Raw genomic sequence first — 21238 nt, forward strand, 5'->3', positions numbered from 1 at the left:
GCCTTTTTTAAAATTGAAAAACAGAATTATTTTATCATAGTTAAATGCATATTACATTATTCTTTAGTTGTTAACGGAGTTTCTATTCCTTCTTTCAAAAACAAAGACATATATCAAATAACACACTAACATAGCAGCCGAAAAAATGAGTGCACCATATAGCGCTTTAGGTACATAATGTAATTTTAATTCATGGCTGCCTTTAGAAAGTGGAATACCTAAAAATTCACCTAGTTTTATACTTCCAACTTGCTTCCCGTCAACTGTAATTTGCCAATTTTTATCGTAAGGGATAGAAAGGAATAATACACGATCACCTTTTTTCACATCAATATTCCCTGACACGAAATTATCACTAAATTTCTCAATGTGAAAAGTACTCCGTCTTATTTCATCAATTCGTTTATCCAATAAGGTATAATTTAACGTATAAAATTGGGGCAGAGAAACTGACTGAGCATTTTGATTAATTTCTAACCTGACATTAATACCCTCATTTTCAAAGGTGCCTAAATCAAAACTGTTTAAGAAGCCTAACTTGGCTGCCTCTAATTTCTTATCATCTATTGAAATGGAATATAATTGGTCATAATTTTTATATTCCTCATCATTTAATTGTAAATACAATTGCTGCAGGTTATTTATTTTGATTTTATATTCTATAAAAGCCGGACTGGCAGGATCTATTTTTTGGAACAATTTCACATCAGGACTATAACTCAAATTGTCTAAGCTGTATGGATCTGGTTTCAAGTCACTATAGTAGGAAGAGTAGCCATTATAACTGCCCAGCATTGCATTTTGTTTATCCATCCATTTTTCTTGATTGTCCAATGATGAAAATTGTTCCTTGTTTACAAGAAACCCGATTGGCAAGCTATAATTATTTTTATAGGCTTTTATATTTCCTTCCTCAAATATCTTCTGATAGATCCTCTCATCTTTTTGATGCAGGCTGACAATATATTGAAAGCCAAAAAGTATATCCGAGACAAAGATTCCATTTTTCATATTTACTGCTCTTTGACTGGCAGAATAGCCAAGTGTACTTAAAAAATTATTTAAATTCCCATTTCCTGTTGAAGTATAGATGGACATTCCATTATATCCATATCTTAATGATTCATTTTCTGTTGAAAGCAGCTCATTTTCCGGTTTAACCCTATAAAGACCCTTATCCATCTCCTTAATGTGATGAATGGCGTTGGAATATGCAGGATTGTAAACCTCATCCCAATCAGCCGGACTGGAGGCAGCTGTATAATTACGGAAAATTAATAATGAATTACACAACAAATCAAATGCTACAATACATAGAAGTACCATATTCAAGAGTTGTCTATATTTATATTGAACCTTTACTGATTTAATAGCTAATATAATGAATAGAGCTGTTATAATTAATACGTTTATATACATTTCTGTTAAAGTGAAATAATTTTGATCTGAGAGTTTATTTAATAAACAGATCATGATGATATTAAAACCATATATTTTCCATAAGATAGGCAGCATATTCTTATCCAAAGCAATAAATGATTTCACTGATAAAAAAATTAAATAAAAGGAAATTAAAAATGCAAAACGATAAAAAGCGCCATTAGGAACTTCAAAAAGATGCCAGACATAGTTTAGAAATTCACTTGCAATGCTTAACAGCAAGAAACTTAATAATAGTAAATGCGAAATTCTTTCTTTTAAAGAATACTTCTTATTAAAGAAGTATAACGGCACTAAAAGCAACGCAATTAGACCGGTATATATACTTAGGTTTTGTACTTCCGTTGTTCCAATGATAAATCTTTGATAAATATCAAGCGGATTCATCGTAAACCCTTTTAGTTGATATTCAGTGCCGGTATAATTATTATTTTTAATTTGGAGATAGGTTGGCAATAACACAAACATAGAAAAGCATGCAGCTAGAAAAACACTTGAAAAAAACAAGGTGAATTTCTTCACATATTCTCTTTTAGTAAACTTGCTCAAATATAACTGAATTAGAAAATATAGAAAGACAAAAATCCCTGTCATATAGGATATATAAAAATTAGAAATAAAAAGAATCGTTAAAGTGACCAAGAATAATTTATATTTGTCTTTTTTGATGATGAGATGAACTGAGTAGATTAAAACGGGCAATAAATAAATACTATCTAACCACATTGGTAGAAAATAATAAGTAATCGAAAAGGCCATTAAAGCATAGCTGATAGAAAAAATTCCATTTATCATTTCAGTTGTGCCAAAGAGTTTTTTCAGCATAAAACTCATGGAAAGCGAGGCTAATCCCAATTTTAATAAATAAATCACTATAACCGCTTGAGGAATGAAATATCGCGGAAAGAAAGCGACCAATATGGATAATGGACTAGATAAATAGTAGCAAAAAGTCGGCCAAAAATTGGTTCCCATCCCATAATTCCAAGCGTTAAGCAAACTTCCCTGGCCATGAATGACATCATAAAGATGATCATAAAACAAAATTATTTGGAAAGGAAGATCAATATACCAAATAGAATTCGTCCCAAATGGCACTATCCTCAATATAATAAATACTGAAAGTATAATAGCGATGGGAATTATAAATATCAAAAATTGATAAATCTTTTTCATGAAGCCAAATTCTCCTTAACCATTAGTTCCTATTAAATGATAATAACATATGTATACAAAATCACCAGCAATAATCTTTGGTTCATACCATTTCATATTTTCCCTAAATTTTTACTGGTTATCCCTCAAAAATAGATAGGATTGCTGGCCACGCACACAAAAGGATAACCCATCGAAATGGGTTATCCTTTTATAATAGGTAAAACAAATTCCTAGTTATTAAAAGTTAATCCGCCACCATACAGCCATCCTTCTTGGCCATCGACTACCACTCTGTACCAACGGTTATCGTAAGGATATTTAGAAGCATCACCAGGGTAGTACTTAACGTCGGTGTTATATCCCAAAATTTTTATAACAGTCCCAGTTCCTAATGTTTTGATTAAAGTGGAAGTTGAAACGTATGGGAGTGTCCTAAATGATAAACCATTTGTTGTAATAGTTGCATCTTTTACCATGTCAATAATAACGCTGGTTGGATACGGCTGGCCAGCTGGAATATTTCTTCCAAAGGTAAGAGCTGTTTCAGTCGAACTTGGCATTACTGCCGATTGGAAATAACTATTTGCATCAAACGGTTTCATTGACAGCATCAAATTGGCAATTCCATTTGCCCAATTTGGATCTGTAGCATACCTTACATTCATGCCTGTGAGTGTTGGTCCATTATAATAACTTCCAGTTTCATTTAAATAATTTTGTCTTACAATAAACGCCTGGTAATTAAGGCTATCACCATAATTCGGGAAATAATAGCCGCATGTAAATGGACAGCTATCATAAGCACCGTAACCAAATAGGTTATGCTTATAAAGACTTAAATTAGAAAATCCCCAGCCTGTTTCCCAAATAGCATGTGCAACAAGATATTGCGCGTTAACACCATATTTATTTTGAGCATCGATGAAACTTTGGGCATAATTCTTCAAAGGACTATCCGGGCGTTTTTGATTAAAGAAATTAATGATATCAGCTGCTGTGATATTAGCTGGTTTTCTTAAATCAATTTGAGTGTAAGGATTGCCATTATAAATATAAATGATATTGCTTAGAGAAGAAGTGGCCCCATTTTTTCCAGTCTCTTTTACGGTTAACGTATGCTGGCCTTCAGAAAACTGTAAGGTATTGAAAGTAAATTGATAGCCTGAGTTTCCATTTTGGAACTCTGGAAAGGCCTTGTAAACATCAGAACGGGCACTGCCATACTGAGCTTCACCCATCAATTTACCATCTACATACACTTCAATTTTGGAAACGCCGCTCATATCCAGATACCAGCCGTTTATACTGATTTCACCTTTAACTGTAGATCCGCTTAATGGAGAATCAATAGAGCCAACCGGTGAAGGGTTTTGAACGTTCACCAAAACACTTTGTTGATTTATGGAACCGTTATTTCCAGTCTCTCTAATCGTTAAGGTGTGCTGACCATTAATTAAGTCTTTTGTTTTCAGAACAGTTTTGTATCCAGAATTGGAGTTTTGATACTCTGGAAAGGCACTTCCTACATCTGTACGAGAAAGACCGTATTGGGCTTCACTCCAAACATTTCCATCAATCAATAGTTCAATCTTAGATACACCACTAGGATCCAAGTACCAGCCACTTACTTCAATGTCCCCCTTAATCGTAGAACCATTTGCCGGGTTATCAATAAATCCTTTGGCTGGCAGGTTTTGAACATTTATCTTTACGCTGTCAAGATTATTCACTACCCCGTTATTCCCGGTCTCTTTAACTGTTACAATGTGTTGACCATTGGTTAAATTCTTCGTGTTAAGGGTAAATTTATATCCAGGGTTTGGGGTTTGGTATTCTGGGAAGGCATGGTATACGTCTGTGCGAGCAATTCCGTACTGGGCTTCACCAATGCTTTTACCATCTACCAATACTTCGATTTTGGATACGCCGCTGGCATCTAAGAACCAGCCGCTAACGTCTATGTCTCCTTTTACCGTAGAACCATTAGCGGGAGAATCCATATAACCTCTTACAGGTGAATTTTGAACATTTACCTTTACACTTTCAAGGCTATTAACAGCCCCGTTATTCCCAGACTCTTTGACCGTTACAGTGTGTTGACCATTGGTTAAATTCTTCGTGTTAAGGGTAAATTTATATCCGGAGTTGGAATTTTGGTAATCTGGAAAGGCATTGTAAACATCAGTACGAGGTAACCCATACTGGGCTTCCCCTATGCTTCTCCCATCGACCAATACTTCAATTTTGGATACACCGCTGGCATCCAAGAACCAGCCGCTAACGTCGATATCTCCTTTAATAGTAGAACCATTCCCAGGAGAATCCATATAACCTCTTACAGGTGAATTTTGAACATTCACCTTTACGGTTTGGGGAGTCACGGCTCCGTTATTTCCGGTCTCTTTAACTGTTATTGTATGTTCACCATTGGTTAAATTCTTCGTGTTTAAGGTAAACTTGTAACCTGGGTTGGGATTTTGGTATTCTGGATAAGCTTTCGCTACATCTGTACGAGGAATTCCATACTGGGCTTCCCCCATGCTTTTTCCATCAACCAAAACTTCAATCTTAGCTACACCACTGCCATCCAAGAACCAGCCGCTAACCTCTGTATCCCCATTAATTGTGGAAGCATTCAGTGGACCATCAATATATCCTTTTGCCAAGAGAGTTTGATTTTGAACATTCACTGTAACGGTTTGGAGAACATTAGCAGCCCCATTATTACCAGTCTCTCTTATTGCCAAGGTGTGTTGTCCGTTTGCTAGATTCTTGGTATTTAAGGTAAACGTGTACCCAGAGTTAGGATTCTGATACTCTGGAAAAGCATTGTATACATCAGTACGAGGATTGCCATACTGGGCTTCCCCCATACTTTTCCCATCCACCAATACTTCAACCTTGGCTACACCGGCAGCATCTAGCAGCCAGCCGCTTACAACTAGGTCGCCTTTAACGCTTGAACCGTTCTGCGGGGAATCAATATACCCTCTTGGAGACAGTACCACATCGTCTGCAAAAACCCTACTATTAATATTAAACATTAATAAAATAGTAAAAAGTAATGCAAACAATAAATATTTAGTTGTTCTACTAATAATAATATTCACCTCACTGTAAAAAAATTGTAACAGATTAATAATATCAAAGTATTATATGTTCGACAATTAATTTTCGACATTTTTCTTGGAAAATCATTTCCTATTAATCTATTAGACTGGAAAGCGAGGAACATTAAAACACCCCCTCCTCAGTTGGCGGGGGTGTTTATTTATTTGAACTATTTAGATTGTTTAGCAGGCTTAAAAATAAATAATTTACTCGCAAAAAAATTCATAATAATAACCACAATATTTGCTAGAATTTTGGCGATTATGTCGTTTATACTAAACCATTCCACCAGTACAATCATCATTCCCAAATCAATACCATATGATAATAACCTGAAAAAGAGGAAAGAAAATAACTCTTTTACCAGAACTTTAGCACTCAAGTTTTTGCTATTAAAGACAAAAATTTTATTGGTGATAAAAGCAAAGATGACTGATATAATCCAGGCAATTGTAGTAGCCACTTTATAGTCAATATTGAAGATCTTTGCAAGAATGCCATAGCAGATAATATTAACAAGTGTGGTAAGGATCCCAAAAATAATATAACTAACCATTTCCTTTATATTTTTCATCTTACATCTCCTGTTGCCTGTAATACTTTCCTATAAATATTCAATTAAATAAGCCATTAAGAATAGGCGTCATTTTTTAAATCTTTTTAATAGGAAATTATCCTCTAACTAATTGTTTTATGGTTATAAATGAGGCTTTGATGTTTTTTCTCTGGATGACTAGATACACCCCGTAAGCCGCAAGGTATATCACTAATCCCGTCCACGATGTCACAAACCAGCCAGCCACTATAAATATAAAGGAAATGGTCAGCTCTAGAAAAATGTCTTTTGACACAGAAACCTGTAGAATCTTTGATAAATATAACTCTGCCAAAACACTCCGAAAAGCCAAAAGAACAACAATAGATACAACCGCCAAGGATAGATTTTTTAACACAATTGTAAACAGGACCGTTAAAATAAGGCTTACCACCACGGATGCCAGGTTTACCCCAAGTATTAATCTTTCTTTTCGCAATGTTTTTAAATAAGTATTAATTAATAAAGCCATTTTCCCTTCATAAATACACATTGGAAAAAGAAGTGCCATATACTTTAAACCCTCGGTATATTGCGGCAGCCATGCCGGTAAAATAACCGACAATGGATAGTAAACCACAAGAAGCCCCAGCAAAGTAACCATTAAAAAAATTCTCATGGTTGAATACAAGGTTGGGAGCTTTTCTTCATTCGTCCGTCTTAAGACTGGGAACATGATAATACCTACAGCATTGATAAATACCATCATGAGACTAGAGACACTCAAGACTAGTGATACTTTACCAAATGTCGCCACATCCCATGTCCGCTCAATCCCAAAACGAACAACCCCGATAATAAACATGCTTGCGATGTTAGCAAACATCAGCTTTATTCCAACACTAATATTGTTTAGAGTTTCTTTAACATTGAAATAGAACACTGATATTTTTTTAAATACCATCTCTTTACAGCAATATACCCCATACAAAAGGGTAAAAAATTTACCAATGATATCTGCAATAATCAATAACTTAAATTCTCTGATGCCGATAAGTAAGAAAAGCAGAATTAAAATACAATAAATAACTCTTTCCCATAAGGTGATTTGGGCATATTCTTTAATTCTATTAGTACCCTCCAAAATAAAAAGAAGCATAAGCCTCACATTAACGATTAACATACACACTGCAGTGATATTAAATATGAATAACCGATTTGCATCTGAACTAAAAACAGTTGAAATACCTACAATTATTGCACCAATGATCAACTGAAAAATAACCAGCATCCAAAACTGCGAAAAAAACAACTCTTTATCTAATTCCTTATATTCTTTTCCACCGTATCTCAGGTATATCCCATCATTCCAGCCAAAGTGCAGGAAACCTACATAGGAGGAATAAAATAGGTATAACTGCCAATAACCGTAATCTTCTACGCCTATCAACTTTGGTACAATCAGAATTAATACTGATGAAATAATTAATGAAACCAGATTCGAAGACAGAGTGTATGAAAAATTTCTTATAAAAGTAATGGCCTTATTATTCAACATTCATCCCTCATCATAACTACGATTATAGCAAGCAATATGATTTTGCCTAATTCACAAATGATTCCACGTTTTTTTTAAGTAAGCTAAATAATCTTTTAGGGTGAGATTATAACGCTTTCTCATTTTTTTCATAATGGGGGTAATAGCTCGGTCAATATAGATAAAAAGTAGCCCCAGAAAAGGTAATTGGTGATAGTTGGATAAGAAATACAATTCACTTTTCACCATCTCTGTATCAACAAATAAATTGTCTTTACCGGTTGTCAGCCCATGGTGGTGAACGACTTTGGAATTTGGCAAATAGTAAGCTTTGCACCCTGACTGTTGCATCTTACTGGAAAGAATATCTTCTTCGTAATATAAGAAAGTATTTTCATCAAATAATCCAATTTTCTCCCACATCTCGCTCGTTGCCATAAAGCAGCAGCCAGAAAATTTATAGATGGGTATAGGCTCATTTTTTATTTCATCAGGCTGCAGATAATATTCCTGTTCAAATTGCCTTTCCCCCTTAGACGAAGCAATATACCTAAGTTTTGTATTATACGAAAAATAATCTGAAGTTTTTAAAGGTTTTAAGGTCGGCAAATCCCGCAGTTTTCCTTCCGTTGATAAGACACAAGGAGCCGCAACTGCCGCGTCTTGATGTTTTTGGAGAAATGTATACATATTTTCTATACTCTCCTCCAAAAAAATAACATCATTATTGGTAATGGTTATGAATTGATGGCCGTCATGAATGGCAGCCCTAATTCCGGTATTATTGCCCCTGGCGTACCCTATATTTTCATTCTCAAACACAACTACATTTTTATAGTTTTGATATTGTTCTTTCAGTTTTTGATAGGAGCCGTTTGTGGACCCATTATCCACTATATAAATGGTATACTCTAGATTACATGTGTCAAAAATGGAATCCACACAGCTGATGGTCATTTCCCATGTGTTGTAATTTAAAATCACAAAAGCAATCATTGTTTCATCTCCAAATGCTAGGTAAGCGTTATACAAGATTCATTATTTATAATTCTTTCTTGATTTTATCCCAATATAATCGGTAGAAATTCACCAGAAGTTTAGGTGAAATAACCGCCATAGCCAGCAAGATCTTCTTCTTTTGGTTATATCCTTCTTTAAATAGTAACGGTTTTAACTTTTCACGGTCTGTTTCAATTAAATATTTATATTGGTTCTGTTCATGTTTAAAATACTTCCCGATATTGATGTATAACATTAACCCTGTTAAAAACCATTCTGCATACACTTCATTTGCAATGCCGGGATAGTTTTTAAGGTAAAATAAATACATATTTTTTCGAACTTCAAATTCATCCAGCCGCTTTTTCGAAAAGTCTTTTCTCATTGTACTATGCTCATTATATCGGTAATAATATAATGCCTGACCTGTGTAAAAAATTCTATCGGCTTGATGAATGATTCTATAGGCAAAATCCATGTCCTCGAGGATATATCCTTCTTTAAATCGTATCCCATTGAATAATTCTTTTTTATATAATTTATTACACGGACTAAAAGTGAGTCTCTCATTTAAATAAAGCTCATGCATGGCAGAATCTCTATCAAATAATTGGTCTGTTGTGTTAGCACTATATAAATGTCCTGAAGAGTCCTTATTATATTGCATTAAATTGCATGCTGTTATATCAGCAGCTGTTTCCATCGCTTTTGTATACAAGATTTTGTACATTTCTTTATGAATCCAATCATCGCTATCCACAAACCCAATATAATCTCCCGCGGCAGCATCGATACCTCTATTTCTTGCCGAAGACTGACCGCCGTTCTTTTTATGGATAACTGTCACTCTGCTATCTTTTATTGAGTACTCATCACAAATATTGCCGCTTTGGTCAGTAGACCCATCATTAACCAAGATAAGTTCAAAATCTTCAAAGGCTTGATTAAGGATACTGTCAATACACTCTCTAATAAAACTTTCAACATTATATACTGGTACTATAATACTTATTATCGGTTTCATCTCCATACTTTCTCTCCACCTAAATCCTTAAAGACAACTTCAAGATACTTCCCAATTTAAAACGCAAAAAAATAGACATGCAATCATTTCTTATTGGGCCAGAGCATTACCTTTATTAATGCACACTAATTATAATCATTAAATCTTATTATTACCATAAAAAATCCCTCCTAGTAAAACAGTATGATTTTTTCTAACTGTTTACCAAAGAGGGATTTTCCATTCAACGATTTCCCTTATGTCACATTTGTTTTTCAAGTTTCTCTGCCATAAATTTCAATAAATCATTTCTCAATTCTTCCTTTTGAAGGGCAAATTCAATTGTTGTTTCAATAAATCCCAGCTTTTCCCCTACATCAAACCGTTTTCCTTCAAATTCATAAGCAAATACACGCTGAATATGATTTAAATTCTGTATGGCATCCGTAAGCTGGATTTCGCCTCCTGCCCCAATTTCCTGTTTATCCAAAAACATAAAAATCTCAGGTGTAAAGATGTATCTGCCAATAATAGCTAAGTTTGATGGCGAAGTCCCGGATTTAGGCTTTTCGACAAAATTTCGAACTTGAAAAGAGCGCCCTACCTGCTCAATCGGATCAATGATGCCATATCGGCTTGTTTCCTCTTCCGGAACACGCTTTACACCAATAACAGAAGAATGAGTTCTGTCATATTCATTCATTAATTGCTTTAAGCAAGGAGTTTCCGCTTGAACAATATCATCGCCGAGTAACACCGCAAATGGTTCATTTCCGATAAAGTTCCTGGCACACCAAACAGCATGTCCCAGTCCTTTAGGTTCCTTCTGTCTTATGTAGTGAATGTCAACCATTCTTGAAGGCTCCTGTACCTTCTCCAATAAATCAAATTTTTCTTTGTTGAGCAGAGTCTGTTCCAGTTCAAATGCATAGTCAAAGTGATCTTCGATTGCCCTTTTTCCTTTACCTGTGACAATTATAATATCTTCAATACCTGATTCAATTGCTTCTTCTACTATGTATTGGATTGTTGGTTTATCAACAATCGGCAGCATCTCCTTAGGCATCGCTTTTGTTGCTGGTAAAAAACGTGTCCCAAGACCAGCAGCAGGAATTATCGCTTTCTTTACCTTTTTCATTCTTAATCATCCTTTCCACTCGACTTATCCAAAAAAAGGAAAATTTTTAGGTTGATTATTTTCAGTTCTGTATTAGTTTGTACATTAATTTATATTCACTAAAATTATTCCATAACAAAATGGAATTAACAAGATATAACAAAAAATGACAGGGAATTATTTATTTTTTGAAAGAACAATAGTATCATATAAAAAGATTAACAGCTTTGCTAGAAAGGATGGGGAAATGAAGTTATTTAGGAATATTGTTGCAGTTTTATCAGCAGCAATTGTAATGGTATTATTTTTAAAAATTCCAGCCATTGCATCTGCCCAAACCTTAGGGGCAATCGGAGTCATTGATACACCAATGAATACTTCAACTATTAAGGGGCAAACCATGATAAGTGGTTGGTTTCTAGATGACTCCGGTGTTTCCAAGGTTGAAGTTTTGGTGGATGGCACCGCTGTTGGTCAGGCGGTCTATGGAGATGCCAGACCCGATGTTCAAAACGCATATCTCCAATATAAAAATGGGAATTCAGGCTTTCATTTTGCTCTCGACACTACCAAGTTTAGTGATGGAAAGCATACCGTAGCAATTAGAGAAACCGGAATGAACGGCCGGGTCAACACTTTGCCTGGAGTTACTATAACAATTGCAAATGTCAAAGGGTATGTAGACAATCCGGTTTCCGGCTCAACACTAACAGGAATCACCAATGTTTCTGGCTGGTTATTGGATGAAAGTGGTGTTGTAAAAATTGAAGTATTAGTAGATGGCGCATTGGCAGGTGAGGCAGCCTATGGAGATGCAAGAAAAGATGTCCAAAAAGCTTTTCCGGAATACAACAATGGGAATTCAGGCTTTCATTTTGCTCTCGACACCACCAAATTTAGTGATGGAAAGCATACTGTTACGATCAAAGAAACGGGAATTAGTGGCCGGGTTAACACTTTGTCTGAAAATACCGTAACATTTGCCAATGTCAAAGGGTATTTGGATAATCCGGTTTCCGGCAGAACACTTACAGGAACCGCCAACGTTTCCGGCTGGTTCTTGGATGGAAGCGGAGTTGCAAAAATTGAAGTTTTGGTAGATGGGACTCTGGCAGGCCAAGCGGTATATGGGGATGCAAGAACCGATGTCCGAAAGGCTTTTCCTCAATTCAATAATGGAAATTCGGGCTTTCATTTTGCTCTCGACACAACCCAATTCAGTGATGGAAACCATACTATTACCATTAAAGAAACAGGAATTGATGGCCGGGTCAAAACTTTACCTGAAAGTACCGTAACGTTTGCAAATGTCAAAGGGTATTTGGATAATCCGGTTTCCGGCAGAACACTTACAGGATCCTCGAACGTCTCCGGCTGGTTTTTGGATGGAAGCGGAGTTGCAAAAATTGAAGTTTTGATAGATGGTACTGTGGCAGGCCAAGCGGAATATGGAGATGCGAGAACCGATGTCCAAAAGGCTTTCCCTGAATTCAATAATGGAAATTCAGGCTTTCATTTTACTCTTGACACAACTCAATTTGGTGATGGAAAGCATACTGTTACCATTAAAGAAACGGGAATTAGCGGCCGTGTCAACACATTACCTGAAAGTACCGTAACGTTTGCAAATGTCAAAGGGTATCTGGATAATCCGGTCTCCGGAAGAACACTTACTGGAACCACAAACGTTTCCGGCTGGTTTTTGGACGGAAGCGGAGTTGCAAAAATAGAGGTTTTGGTGGATGGTACTGTGGCAGGTCAAGCGGAATATGGAGATGCGAGAACCGATGTCCAAAAAGCTTTCTCTGAATTCAATAATGGAAATTCAGGCTTTCATTTTGCTCTTGACACAACCCAGTTTACTGATGGCAAACATACTGTTATGATCAGAGAAACAGGAATTAACGGACATGTTAACACATTACCTGAAAGTACGATAACGATTGCCAATGTCAAAGGGTATTTGGATAATCCAGCCCCTGGTGAAACTTTAAAGGGCATCAAAAACGTATCTGGCTGGTTTTTGGATAAGAGCGGAGTAGCAAGTATAGAAATATTAGTGGATGGTGTAACAGTAGGTCAGGCGGAATATGGCGACCCAAGAGACGATATCCAAAAGGTTTTTCCTGAATTCAATAATGGGAATGCTGGCTTTCATTTTGCTCTTGACACAACCAAATTTGCGGATGGAAAACATACGATAACGATAAGGGAAACAGGATTAAATGGCCGTGTAACCATATTGCCTGAAAGTAAAGTAACATTTAAACAATCATCAATGATAGTATTTTTAGATCCGGGACATGGCGGGTCTGATCCTGGGGCAACTGCTAGCGGTTTTAGAGAATCTGACTTGAACTTAGCTGTTGCGAAAAAAGTTAAATCATTATTATTAAGTCAGGGTTATTCGGTTTATATGTCACGTGAAAATGATACCTACGTTTCATTGCTAGACCGTTCTCAAATGGCGAATAATATACCTACAGATATTTTTGTTAGCATCCATACTAACTCAGGGCCATCATCTGCTTCTGGTATAGAATCATATTTTTATGAATATGATCCTGCTTACCCTTCAATAATTAATGGTGCTATGCATAATAACCCGGACAGAATTTTAAAGAGTATGGCGCTGGCAAATTTAATACAGGAAAATATGACAAATTATACAGGTGCTAATGATCGTGGTGCGGATGGAGCATCATTTGCGGTTATACGTGAAGCAGCAATGCCTGCAACTCTACTAGAGATTGGTTTTATCAGCAATACAAGCGAACGCCAGAAATTATTTACAGATGCGTATCAAAATACACTAGCAAGAGCTATTGCTGATGGAATTGACGAGTACTCTAAAAATTATTGATTTATTCTTCACCTTGGTTGTCAAAATTGACTATTAAGAGAAGTTGACACGAATTGAAAAAAGGACTGGAAATGAACAATGCATTTCTAGTCCTTTTTTGTATCTCTATTTTGAAATCGTTACGGTTGTTTCTGGCAATGTAGTCGTGCGGCCGTTTGCCCCCGTTTCCCTTATTGTGACTGTATGATTTCCTTCGCTAAATTTGGTTGTATCTAAGGAATAATGAAAACCCGCATTCTTATTGTTGTATTCCGGGAAGACTGTTTTTACATCTGTCCTGGAATCTCCATAAATTGCTTGACCTACGACCTCTCCATCTACTAATATTTCAATGCCTGAAACTCCGCTTAGATCCAAAAACCAACCGGATACATTTGTTATTCCATTTATTTTTGAGCCTGAAACTGGGCTATCTAAATAACCTTTAACATTTGATATTGTTATGGTTGTTTGGGGGAACGTAGTAACCCGGCCAGTATTAGATGTTTCCCTTATGGTAATGTTATGTCTTCCATCACTAAATCTCGTTGTATCCAAAGCATAATGGAAACCTGCATTTCCATTATTATACTCTGGGAAGAGTGTTTTCACGTCCGGTCTGCTATCCCCATAAACTGCTTGACCAGCAACTTCCCCATCCACTAATATCTCTACTTTAGAAACACCGCTTCCATCGAGGAACCAACCGGATACATTAGCTGTCCCCTTTATATCCATATTAAATATTGGATTATCCAAATAACCTTTAACTGGATTTGAGAATATTACAGTTATTTCAGGAAGTGTCGTTACATTTCCACTTGTTCCAGTCTCCCTTATTGTAAGGAGATGATTCCCATTATTATATTTTGCAGTGTCTAATGCATAATGAAAACCTGCATTTCCATTGTTATACTCTGGGAAAACATTTTTTACATCCGACCTCGCATCTCCATAGACAGCTTGGCCAGCCACTTCCCCGTCTATTAATACTTCTATCTTTGATACTTTGCTTTCGTCCAGGAACCAGCCTGATATGATATTTATACCTTTTAACGTTGTTCCTAGAATTGGATTATCCAGGTACCCTTTAACATTAGCAATGGTTATTTTTATTTCTGGCAATACCGTGATCCTTCCGGTTGTTGATGTTTCTTTAATTGTAATGGAATGGTTTCCTTCACTATATTTTGTTGTGTCCAACGTGTAATGAAAGCCTGCATTTCCATTGTTATATTCCGGAAAGACATTTTTTACATCCAATCTAGAATCCCCATATACGGCTTGACCATCAGCCTCCCCATCTACTAATACTTCTATCTTTGACACACCGTCTTCATCCAGGAACCAGCCCGATATGGTCTTTTGGCCTTTCAACATGGTATTTGAAACTGGATTATCTACATAACCTTTAGTATTTGCAATGGTTATTTTTATTTCCGGCAAGGTCTTTTGCCTGCCGTTTAATCCCGTTTCCTTTACAGTAAGGGTGTGGAATCCATCATTATATGTTGACGTGTCCAAAGCATAATGAAAACCAGCATTTCCGTTATTATATTCAGGATAGGCTTTTTGAACATCCGGCCTTGAATCCCCGTATACTGCCTGCCCAACTGTTACTCCATCCAAAAGTACTTCTATTTTTGAAACGCCACTTTCATCAAGTAACCAGCCTGAAACGTTATGTAGCCCTTTGATATTGGCATTTGAAACAGGGCTATCTAAAATGCCTCTGGTAGATGGAACTATTATCGTTCTCGCAGGTAATGTTGTAACTAATCCGTTGTTCCCTGTCTCTCTTACCGTAATGGTATGATTTCCTTCGGATAATCTTGTAATATCAAGCAAATAATGATAACCGCCAGTTCCGTTATTAAATTGAGGATAGGCATTCTGTACATCAGGTCGGGCATCTCCATAAGTCGCTTGACCCATTACCTGTCCATCTACTATGACTTCAATTTTCGAAACACCGCTATCATCTAAAAACCAGCCTGAAACATTAATATTATCTTTAACTCTCAAACCTGAAGCAGGGCTATCAATCATTCCAATTGATGAAGTGTATGTCATTGCCTGTCTACCAAATTGTTCCCATCCCCTTACAAAGGCAGCCCTGGAAACTTGGCGGTTTTTTATATTAGCAAGTGGGTCATTAAAGTAAACATAGTTACTATCATATCCTGTAAGAACGACACTGTGCTCATGAAAAGTCATAGAAAGAGGACCTATGGGAGTTTGAATCGTTTGCCATTGACTGCTTGGTACTGAATCAAATGTACTAGTGGAGATGACCCAAACCGGTTTCCCACTGTCCAACTGTTTTAAAATGACGTCGAATGAATTTCCAGTTAAATCTATCATGTTAGTATATTGGCTCGCTAATTGATAGACTGGACCATGATATGCTGAATAGCCAATAGAATTTCCCGTTATATCTCCTACAAAACCAGTATTCGGATTGCCCCAGTAAATGGTGCTTCCTACTTTTCGATATGGTGTTGAGTCTTTTTTTATTTGATTAGCAAGAGTCATTTTATCTACATTAATACCTTTGTATTGTAGCAGCATTGCCAAACTCGTAACTTCACATCCATTCTTTAACTCAGGTAATTGTGAAATGAGTGGTACGTTTAGATTACCCTGGGCATATGACCTTGACGGTGCAAAGATACTAATTAAACATAATATCCCCAGCGTAATAGTTAGTTCAAAAAGTTTGGAACGTTGAAATCTCAAATCGTTTTCATCTCCTTGGTGTCTTTTATGTGAATATTTTTATATATTAATATTTTAACAGGAAATGGTTGGTCTATGGGAATAATTTCATGGGTTAAAAGAAAGGGGCGATAAGTACATATAAACAGAAAAAGACACCGGGCAGCCCCCGATGTCTCACTTAAGCTATTATTTATGAACCCAAACCGCCCCAGCGGAGTTATCCTTCGCTTCGCCAATGACTTGGACTTTAAGCGGGTACTGCGCGGGAACTTTTACCCCAGCATCTGGAATCATCGAATTCATATATGTTTTTGTAGAATCAAATGCTGTGACGCCTGGAAGGCCTGGATATTCAAAAAGACCGCGGGACGGAGAATCAATCGTCCATGCAGGTGCCTGATCCAATGAGAACGCAGCATCCGCCACTTGGTATCTTGTACTTTGACTGATGGAAGGTTTACCATTCAGGGTACCTACAATTGCTTCAGGATGGGCATCGACGACGCTTAAGAAGCCTTCACCAGGGTGAACGCCGCCCCAGTTATCAGTAAATGTATCGTCACCATACCAAACTACTAAACCAGTATTATATTTAACACCGCGAGAGAATGCTAAGGCCTTATCGGCTCCGGCATAGTTTCTCCACTCCAGGTAATAGTAATGTGGCTTTTTAATCCAGCCGTCCGATACTTCGAAACCGTTTAATGTGACTTGAGTAGTTCCCTCTGCATCATCTGAGAATACAACCTTATCGTCAACAGTTAATTGCAGGTTATCGAGTGCGAATCCGTCTGGTGCAAGGCCTCCATCGGTTACATATTCAAATACCAATTTGACTTTTTTACCGGCGAATTCGCTCATGTTATAGGACTTGTCCACCCACTTACCTTGAGTAGATTCGAATGCTGAACCGCTGCGGACCACGTCCGAGTCATCCCCGATTACATCGATTACTTTTTCTGAACCATCATTGGCAACAGCTGTTACGTTCAAATAATCGTAATCTGTTTCGACCTCATAGAAAGCTTTAAAGTCAAAACTTGCACTGCTTGCGTTTGTTAAATCAAATTCTGGTGTTTCCATTACCGTATCTAGGTCATCACCTTTTGTACTATAATAGTATTTCGCGCCAAATTCAGGCTGGATTCCAGGAACTTTTTTAGCAGGAAGATTAACCTTCACGATTCCAGGATTCTTCGATTTAGTTACACTCTGGTCGATGACTGCAGCCAGGCCGTTTTGATCGATATCATTATAGTTTACTTCTGTAATATTAGCCCAGTTTCCACCGATTGTGTTTTGATAGAATTCTTTCACCTGCGGTGAAAAGCTTGGCGGCTGTGTTCCGGCAATATGGCCGCTCCAGCTGCCGCCGCTCATAATCGACCATTGTGCAACCGTATCGCCATTGCCGGTATATTGTGTATCATACTCATCTGGAGCCCCTAAGTCATGGCCATATTCGTGTGCGAATACGCCAACTGCTCCGTCTTCAGGCTCAACAGTGTAGTCATAAGCTGCCATTTTACCGCCCCAGTAATCTACGGCAGCTGTAGTGTTAGCGACAGGATAAACACCATTTAATGTCCAGCGGTGTGACCAAATCGCATCATCTCCAACTACTCCGCCGCCAGCCTCCTGGCCTACACCTGCATGTAGTACCATTAAGTGGTCAACTAAACCGTCTGGCTCGTTACGGTCGCCATCACCATCTAGATCATATTGGTCGAATTTATCATAATCTGCTAAATTAATTCCAGATGCCACAGCTGCATTTAGTGCATCCTTAATAAGTCCGCGGGCTCCTTTTGTGCCTGGTTTATTATCATGGCCGCCTGCTGGACTGTCACCGCCATACTCAGCAGCGTTTCCTGGTACTGTCAACCAATCGGACACCGTACCATCGACGGTGTAACTACCGCCGGATTGCTCTTCATAGTATTGTTTAAATGTTTTAATCTTGTCTCCGTTGAAGAGAGTGAAATCTTCATCGCCAAACAACATTTTTTCATAATGTTCTTTATTGAAGTCATCTGCGTACATATATCCGTCTTCTTGTTCAACATTATTGTGCTTTAAGTCAGCATACTCTACTAAAAGCACAAGAACCTTATCTTCACGAACATCCCCGTTATATGCTGCCTGCTTGGCAGAGTCTACTTTAACTGCGCCAGTCGGCTTACCTTTTTTAAAGTTTTCGTGACCTTTGTTAAGCTGAGCAGAAAGCTTGTCCTTTTGCTGGGTTAAAAAGTCTTTTGCTTTTTTGTCCATTTCCTGCTGTTCTTTTGTAACTGCCTTGTCTGCCTTGCTAGGCTTTTCGCCTTGCTTTTGCTTGATATAGGCTTTCACTGCCTTCGTTACTTCCTGAGAAGAAGCGTTCTTTGAAATAAGCCCCCGCTCCTGTAAAGCTTTGGCGAGCCTGTCCTGATCAACGATGTTCAAATCAACCGGAGCCGATTGGACCTCAGCCGCATACGCTGGTTTGGCTGAAAAGGGTGCGCCTTTTGTCCCAACAAATGGCGCTGCAAATAAGGCCGATGCAGCTAATGTGGAAGCTGCGATGCTGAAAAACCCCTTTAAACCGTAGTTCTTCTTCACTATGTATCCCCCCTAATAATAGACTCATATTTTTATATTTTCAGAAGAGTCTGATTGAAATTCTACCATCCGATCTGAATATTGTAAATAATACTAATATAATAATAATTCAAAAGTACTAGAAAAAAATTCCATAGTAATTCGTGAAATATGGAGTTTCCGTGTCATATCTATATTCGTAAAATTATTTCCTCAAAACATTTTAGGGAATAAATGGATTTTTATGCTACTTTTGTAGTAGTATAATAGCAATCTATCATTAATAGGGGTGCGATGATGCTGACTCCTGCCCAACAAAAAGTCAAACAAGAACTAGAGGAACTAAAGACAAATGCTTCTTACTGGGGGCATCCGATGAGTGAAACTCTCTCTCCAGCGAAAATAAACATACATAAAAACTGGATAGTTGTCTTCCTTGGAATTATTCTACTAATATTGATTTTTTCTTTATTAACGATGAATCTGGCAAGTCCAAAAAATAAGAGAATCGTTTCCTATTTAAAAAATGAGCAAAGGTACCAAAGGGAGAGTTCAACATTATTGGAAGACTGTCTTGAAAATAGAGCTTCCAATCTTCAAGAGGTTAAAGCGAAGCAGAACGAGCTGCTCCCAATGCTAAAGGATTTGCCGGTTCCTTCGGGCTTTCGTGAATATAACCAGGAACTGCTTAGTGTTTTTGAGCAGCGCCTTTTCATTATCACGTACCTTGCTGAAACGAAAACGATCGATCCTGTCCTGCTTCAAAAATTTTTAATCGAGCTTGATGTAAAACAAGAATTGGCTAAGGATAGTTTACTGAAGGCCTTTGACAGCAAAAAAATAAAATATCGTGTACAGGAAAATGGGGCGATTGAATATTGGGTAAATGGCAAATCTTATCTTTATGAGGAATGATTCGGTTCATCTTAATTATAACGATCGACAAAAAAAGGTCACAGAGCGATTCTGTGACCTTTTTTCTATTCTGCTATTTACCCCGCCTCATTCTGTTCTAGCGGTGTGTGAATGCGTTTTTGTGCCAATTTTTCCAGTAGGAATAAAATCATGTGCACAATCATCAATCCCCCTGCAAAAAGCTCGACAGCATAGTCGATGTAATACCATGACAGGGTTGCGGTGATGTCGTAGAGTGAGTGAACTAGCACGGTCAGCCATAGGTTTCGTGTCCATAAAAGAATGATTCCAAACAGAAAGCCCATGTTAGCGAAGGTAACAATGGACCCTATTTTCACCGTCCATGCCTGCTCGGTATCGAGTGTGTGGTCGATGCCGAAAAAAAGCGAGGTCCAGAACAGGGCGGCCATTAGGAAGACATCTCTCGACCCGTTCTCCCATCGTTTTGGAAAAAGCTTTTTGAAAACGGCGAGGATAAGGATCATGTAGGCTAACCGCCAAACCTCCTCCAAACCGGCCAGGGCGTCTGTATAAAGATCAGCGCCAATTGTATCGATTTTATCCATATAAGACCAAAATGTTGACTCTGCTGTTGCGGCGGTTCCCTTCTCTTCTTCTTGGTAGGTTTGCGTTTCGGTATAGGTTTGCACATACTGGTCATAATCAGAGTTAAAGTCATCGAAGGTCATACTTGAATAGATGTTGATGACTGTGCTGCCTAGGAAGAAAATCAAAAAAGCGCCCGTAAATTGAAGGACCTTCTGCCGTTTCGTTTTACTTGGGCCCTGCTCCTTCGGTGTTACAAGTCTTCGATGCAGCTTGATGCCGATAAAAAGCGAAGCGATCATCACCGCGTCATAAAGGGTTCCGGCGAGATAGCTGAAGCGGTTGAGATAGAGCAGGATTTCTGCTCCAAAGACCACAACCAGCATACCAATCAACAGCTTCTTTGAAATAGGTTTAGTTAAATTCGTTGTCATCATCAACGTCATTCCCTATAGGTTAATTTTTGTGGGATTTTCAGATTTACTTACTCAATAATTGTACAGCCAGGACCCCTAAGCCATTTAATAAAAGCAAGAATACGAAACAGGCAATAATCCACTTCCATGTTCTTGTCATGCGTTTTCCCCTTTTTGATGGTTACTTGAATTTAAGTTTAATAGAAATAATTTAACATATTGTTATGTGATAAGCATCAAAATATTCTTACCATTATCCGTAAACCGTCCACACTCCTCTGTAATCACCCATTTTGAGGCACGAGAACCGTCCACATGCCT

12 protein-coding genes are annotated in these 21238 nt (G+C 37.6%); 2 read left to right on the plus strand and 10 right to left on the minus strand.

Annotated features, from left to right (window positions below):
- Positions 1-63 precede the first annotated feature (63 nt).
- The 7 genes from ACFPA1_RS12430 to galU form a co-directional block, all read right to left on the minus strand.
- Positions 64-2616 (minus strand): YfhO family protein, encoded by a 2553-nt coding sequence (locus ACFPA1_RS12430; RefSeq protein ID WP_378583302.1) that lies wholly within the window; start codon positions 2614-2616, stop codon positions 64-66.
- Between the two features lie 212 nt (positions 2617-2828).
- A complete protein-coding gene (locus ACFPA1_RS12435; protein ID WP_378583305.1) occupies positions 2829-5606 on the minus strand; it encodes an Ig-like domain-containing protein in 2778 nt (925 codons plus the stop codon).
- A gap of 272 nt (positions 5607-5878) precedes the next feature.
- Entirely contained in the window at positions 5879-6283 is a 405-nt protein-coding gene (locus ACFPA1_RS12440) for a GtrA family protein (RefSeq protein ID WP_378583308.1), read from the minus strand.
- 97 nt (positions 6284-6380) lie between these two features.
- Positions 6381-7802 carry a hypothetical protein gene (locus ACFPA1_RS12445; protein WP_378583310.1) on the minus strand — a complete coding sequence of 474 codons (1422 nt, stop codon included), beginning with the start codon at positions 7800-7802 and terminating at the stop codon, positions 6381-6383.
- A 51-nt stretch (positions 7803-7853) separates the two neighbouring features.
- Positions 7854-8777, minus strand: coding sequence for a glycosyltransferase family 2 protein (locus tag ACFPA1_RS12450; RefSeq protein ID WP_378583312.1), 924 nt, complete (start codon positions 8775-8777; stop codon positions 7854-7856).
- Positions 8778-8823: 46 nt separating this feature from the next.
- Positions 8824-9810 carry a glycosyltransferase family 2 protein gene (locus ACFPA1_RS12455; protein ID WP_378583315.1) on the minus strand — a complete coding sequence of 329 codons (987 nt, stop codon included), beginning with the start codon at positions 9808-9810 and terminating at the stop codon, positions 8824-8826.
- Between the two features lie 235 nt (positions 9811-10045).
- On the minus strand, positions 10046-10921 hold the full coding sequence (gene galU / locus ACFPA1_RS12460) for a UTP--glucose-1-phosphate uridylyltransferase GalU (protein ID WP_378583318.1): 876 nt from the start codon (positions 10919-10921) through the stop codon (positions 10046-10048).
- Positions 10922-11147: 226 nt separating this feature from the next.
- Between galU and ACFPA1_RS12465 the strand changes: the two genes are divergently transcribed.
- Positions 11148-13763 (plus strand): N-acetylmuramoyl-L-alanine amidase, encoded by a 2616-nt coding sequence (locus tag ACFPA1_RS12465; RefSeq protein WP_378583321.1) that lies wholly within the window; start codon positions 11148-11150, stop codon positions 13761-13763.
- A 105-nt stretch (positions 13764-13868) separates the two neighbouring features.
- Here the strand turns inward: ACFPA1_RS12465 and ACFPA1_RS12470 are convergent, their stop codons facing one another.
- Both ACFPA1_RS12470 and ACFPA1_RS12475 read right to left on the minus strand, forming a co-directional pair.
- Entirely contained in the window at positions 13869-16481 is a 2613-nt protein-coding gene (locus tag ACFPA1_RS12470; protein WP_378583322.1) for an Ig-like domain-containing protein, read from the minus strand.
- 168 nt (positions 16482-16649) lie between these two features.
- Positions 16650-19061 carry an immune inhibitor A domain-containing protein gene (locus tag ACFPA1_RS12475; RefSeq protein WP_378583325.1) on the minus strand — a complete coding sequence of 804 codons (2412 nt, stop codon included), beginning with the start codon at positions 19059-19061 and terminating at the stop codon, positions 16650-16652.
- 273 nt (positions 19062-19334) lie between these two features.
- Between ACFPA1_RS12475 and ACFPA1_RS12480 the strand changes: the two genes are divergently transcribed.
- Complete coding sequence (locus tag ACFPA1_RS12480; protein ID WP_378583327.1) at positions 19335-19955, plus strand: hypothetical protein; 621 nt, start codon at positions 19335-19337, stop codon at positions 19953-19955.
- A gap of 77 nt (positions 19956-20032) precedes the next feature.
- Here ACFPA1_RS12480 and ACFPA1_RS12485 read toward each other — a convergent pair whose 3' ends face one another.
- Positions 20033-20938 carry a type II CAAX prenyl endopeptidase Rce1 family protein gene (locus ACFPA1_RS12485; protein ID WP_378583330.1) on the minus strand — a complete coding sequence of 302 codons (906 nt, stop codon included), beginning with the start codon at positions 20936-20938 and terminating at the stop codon, positions 20033-20035.
- Positions 20939-21238 lie beyond the last annotated feature (300 nt).

The organism is Neobacillus sp. GCM10023253 (genome assembly GCF_042653105.1).
Lineage (GTDB): Bacteria > Bacillota > Bacilli > Bacillales > Cytobacillaceae > Neobacillus > Neobacillus citreus.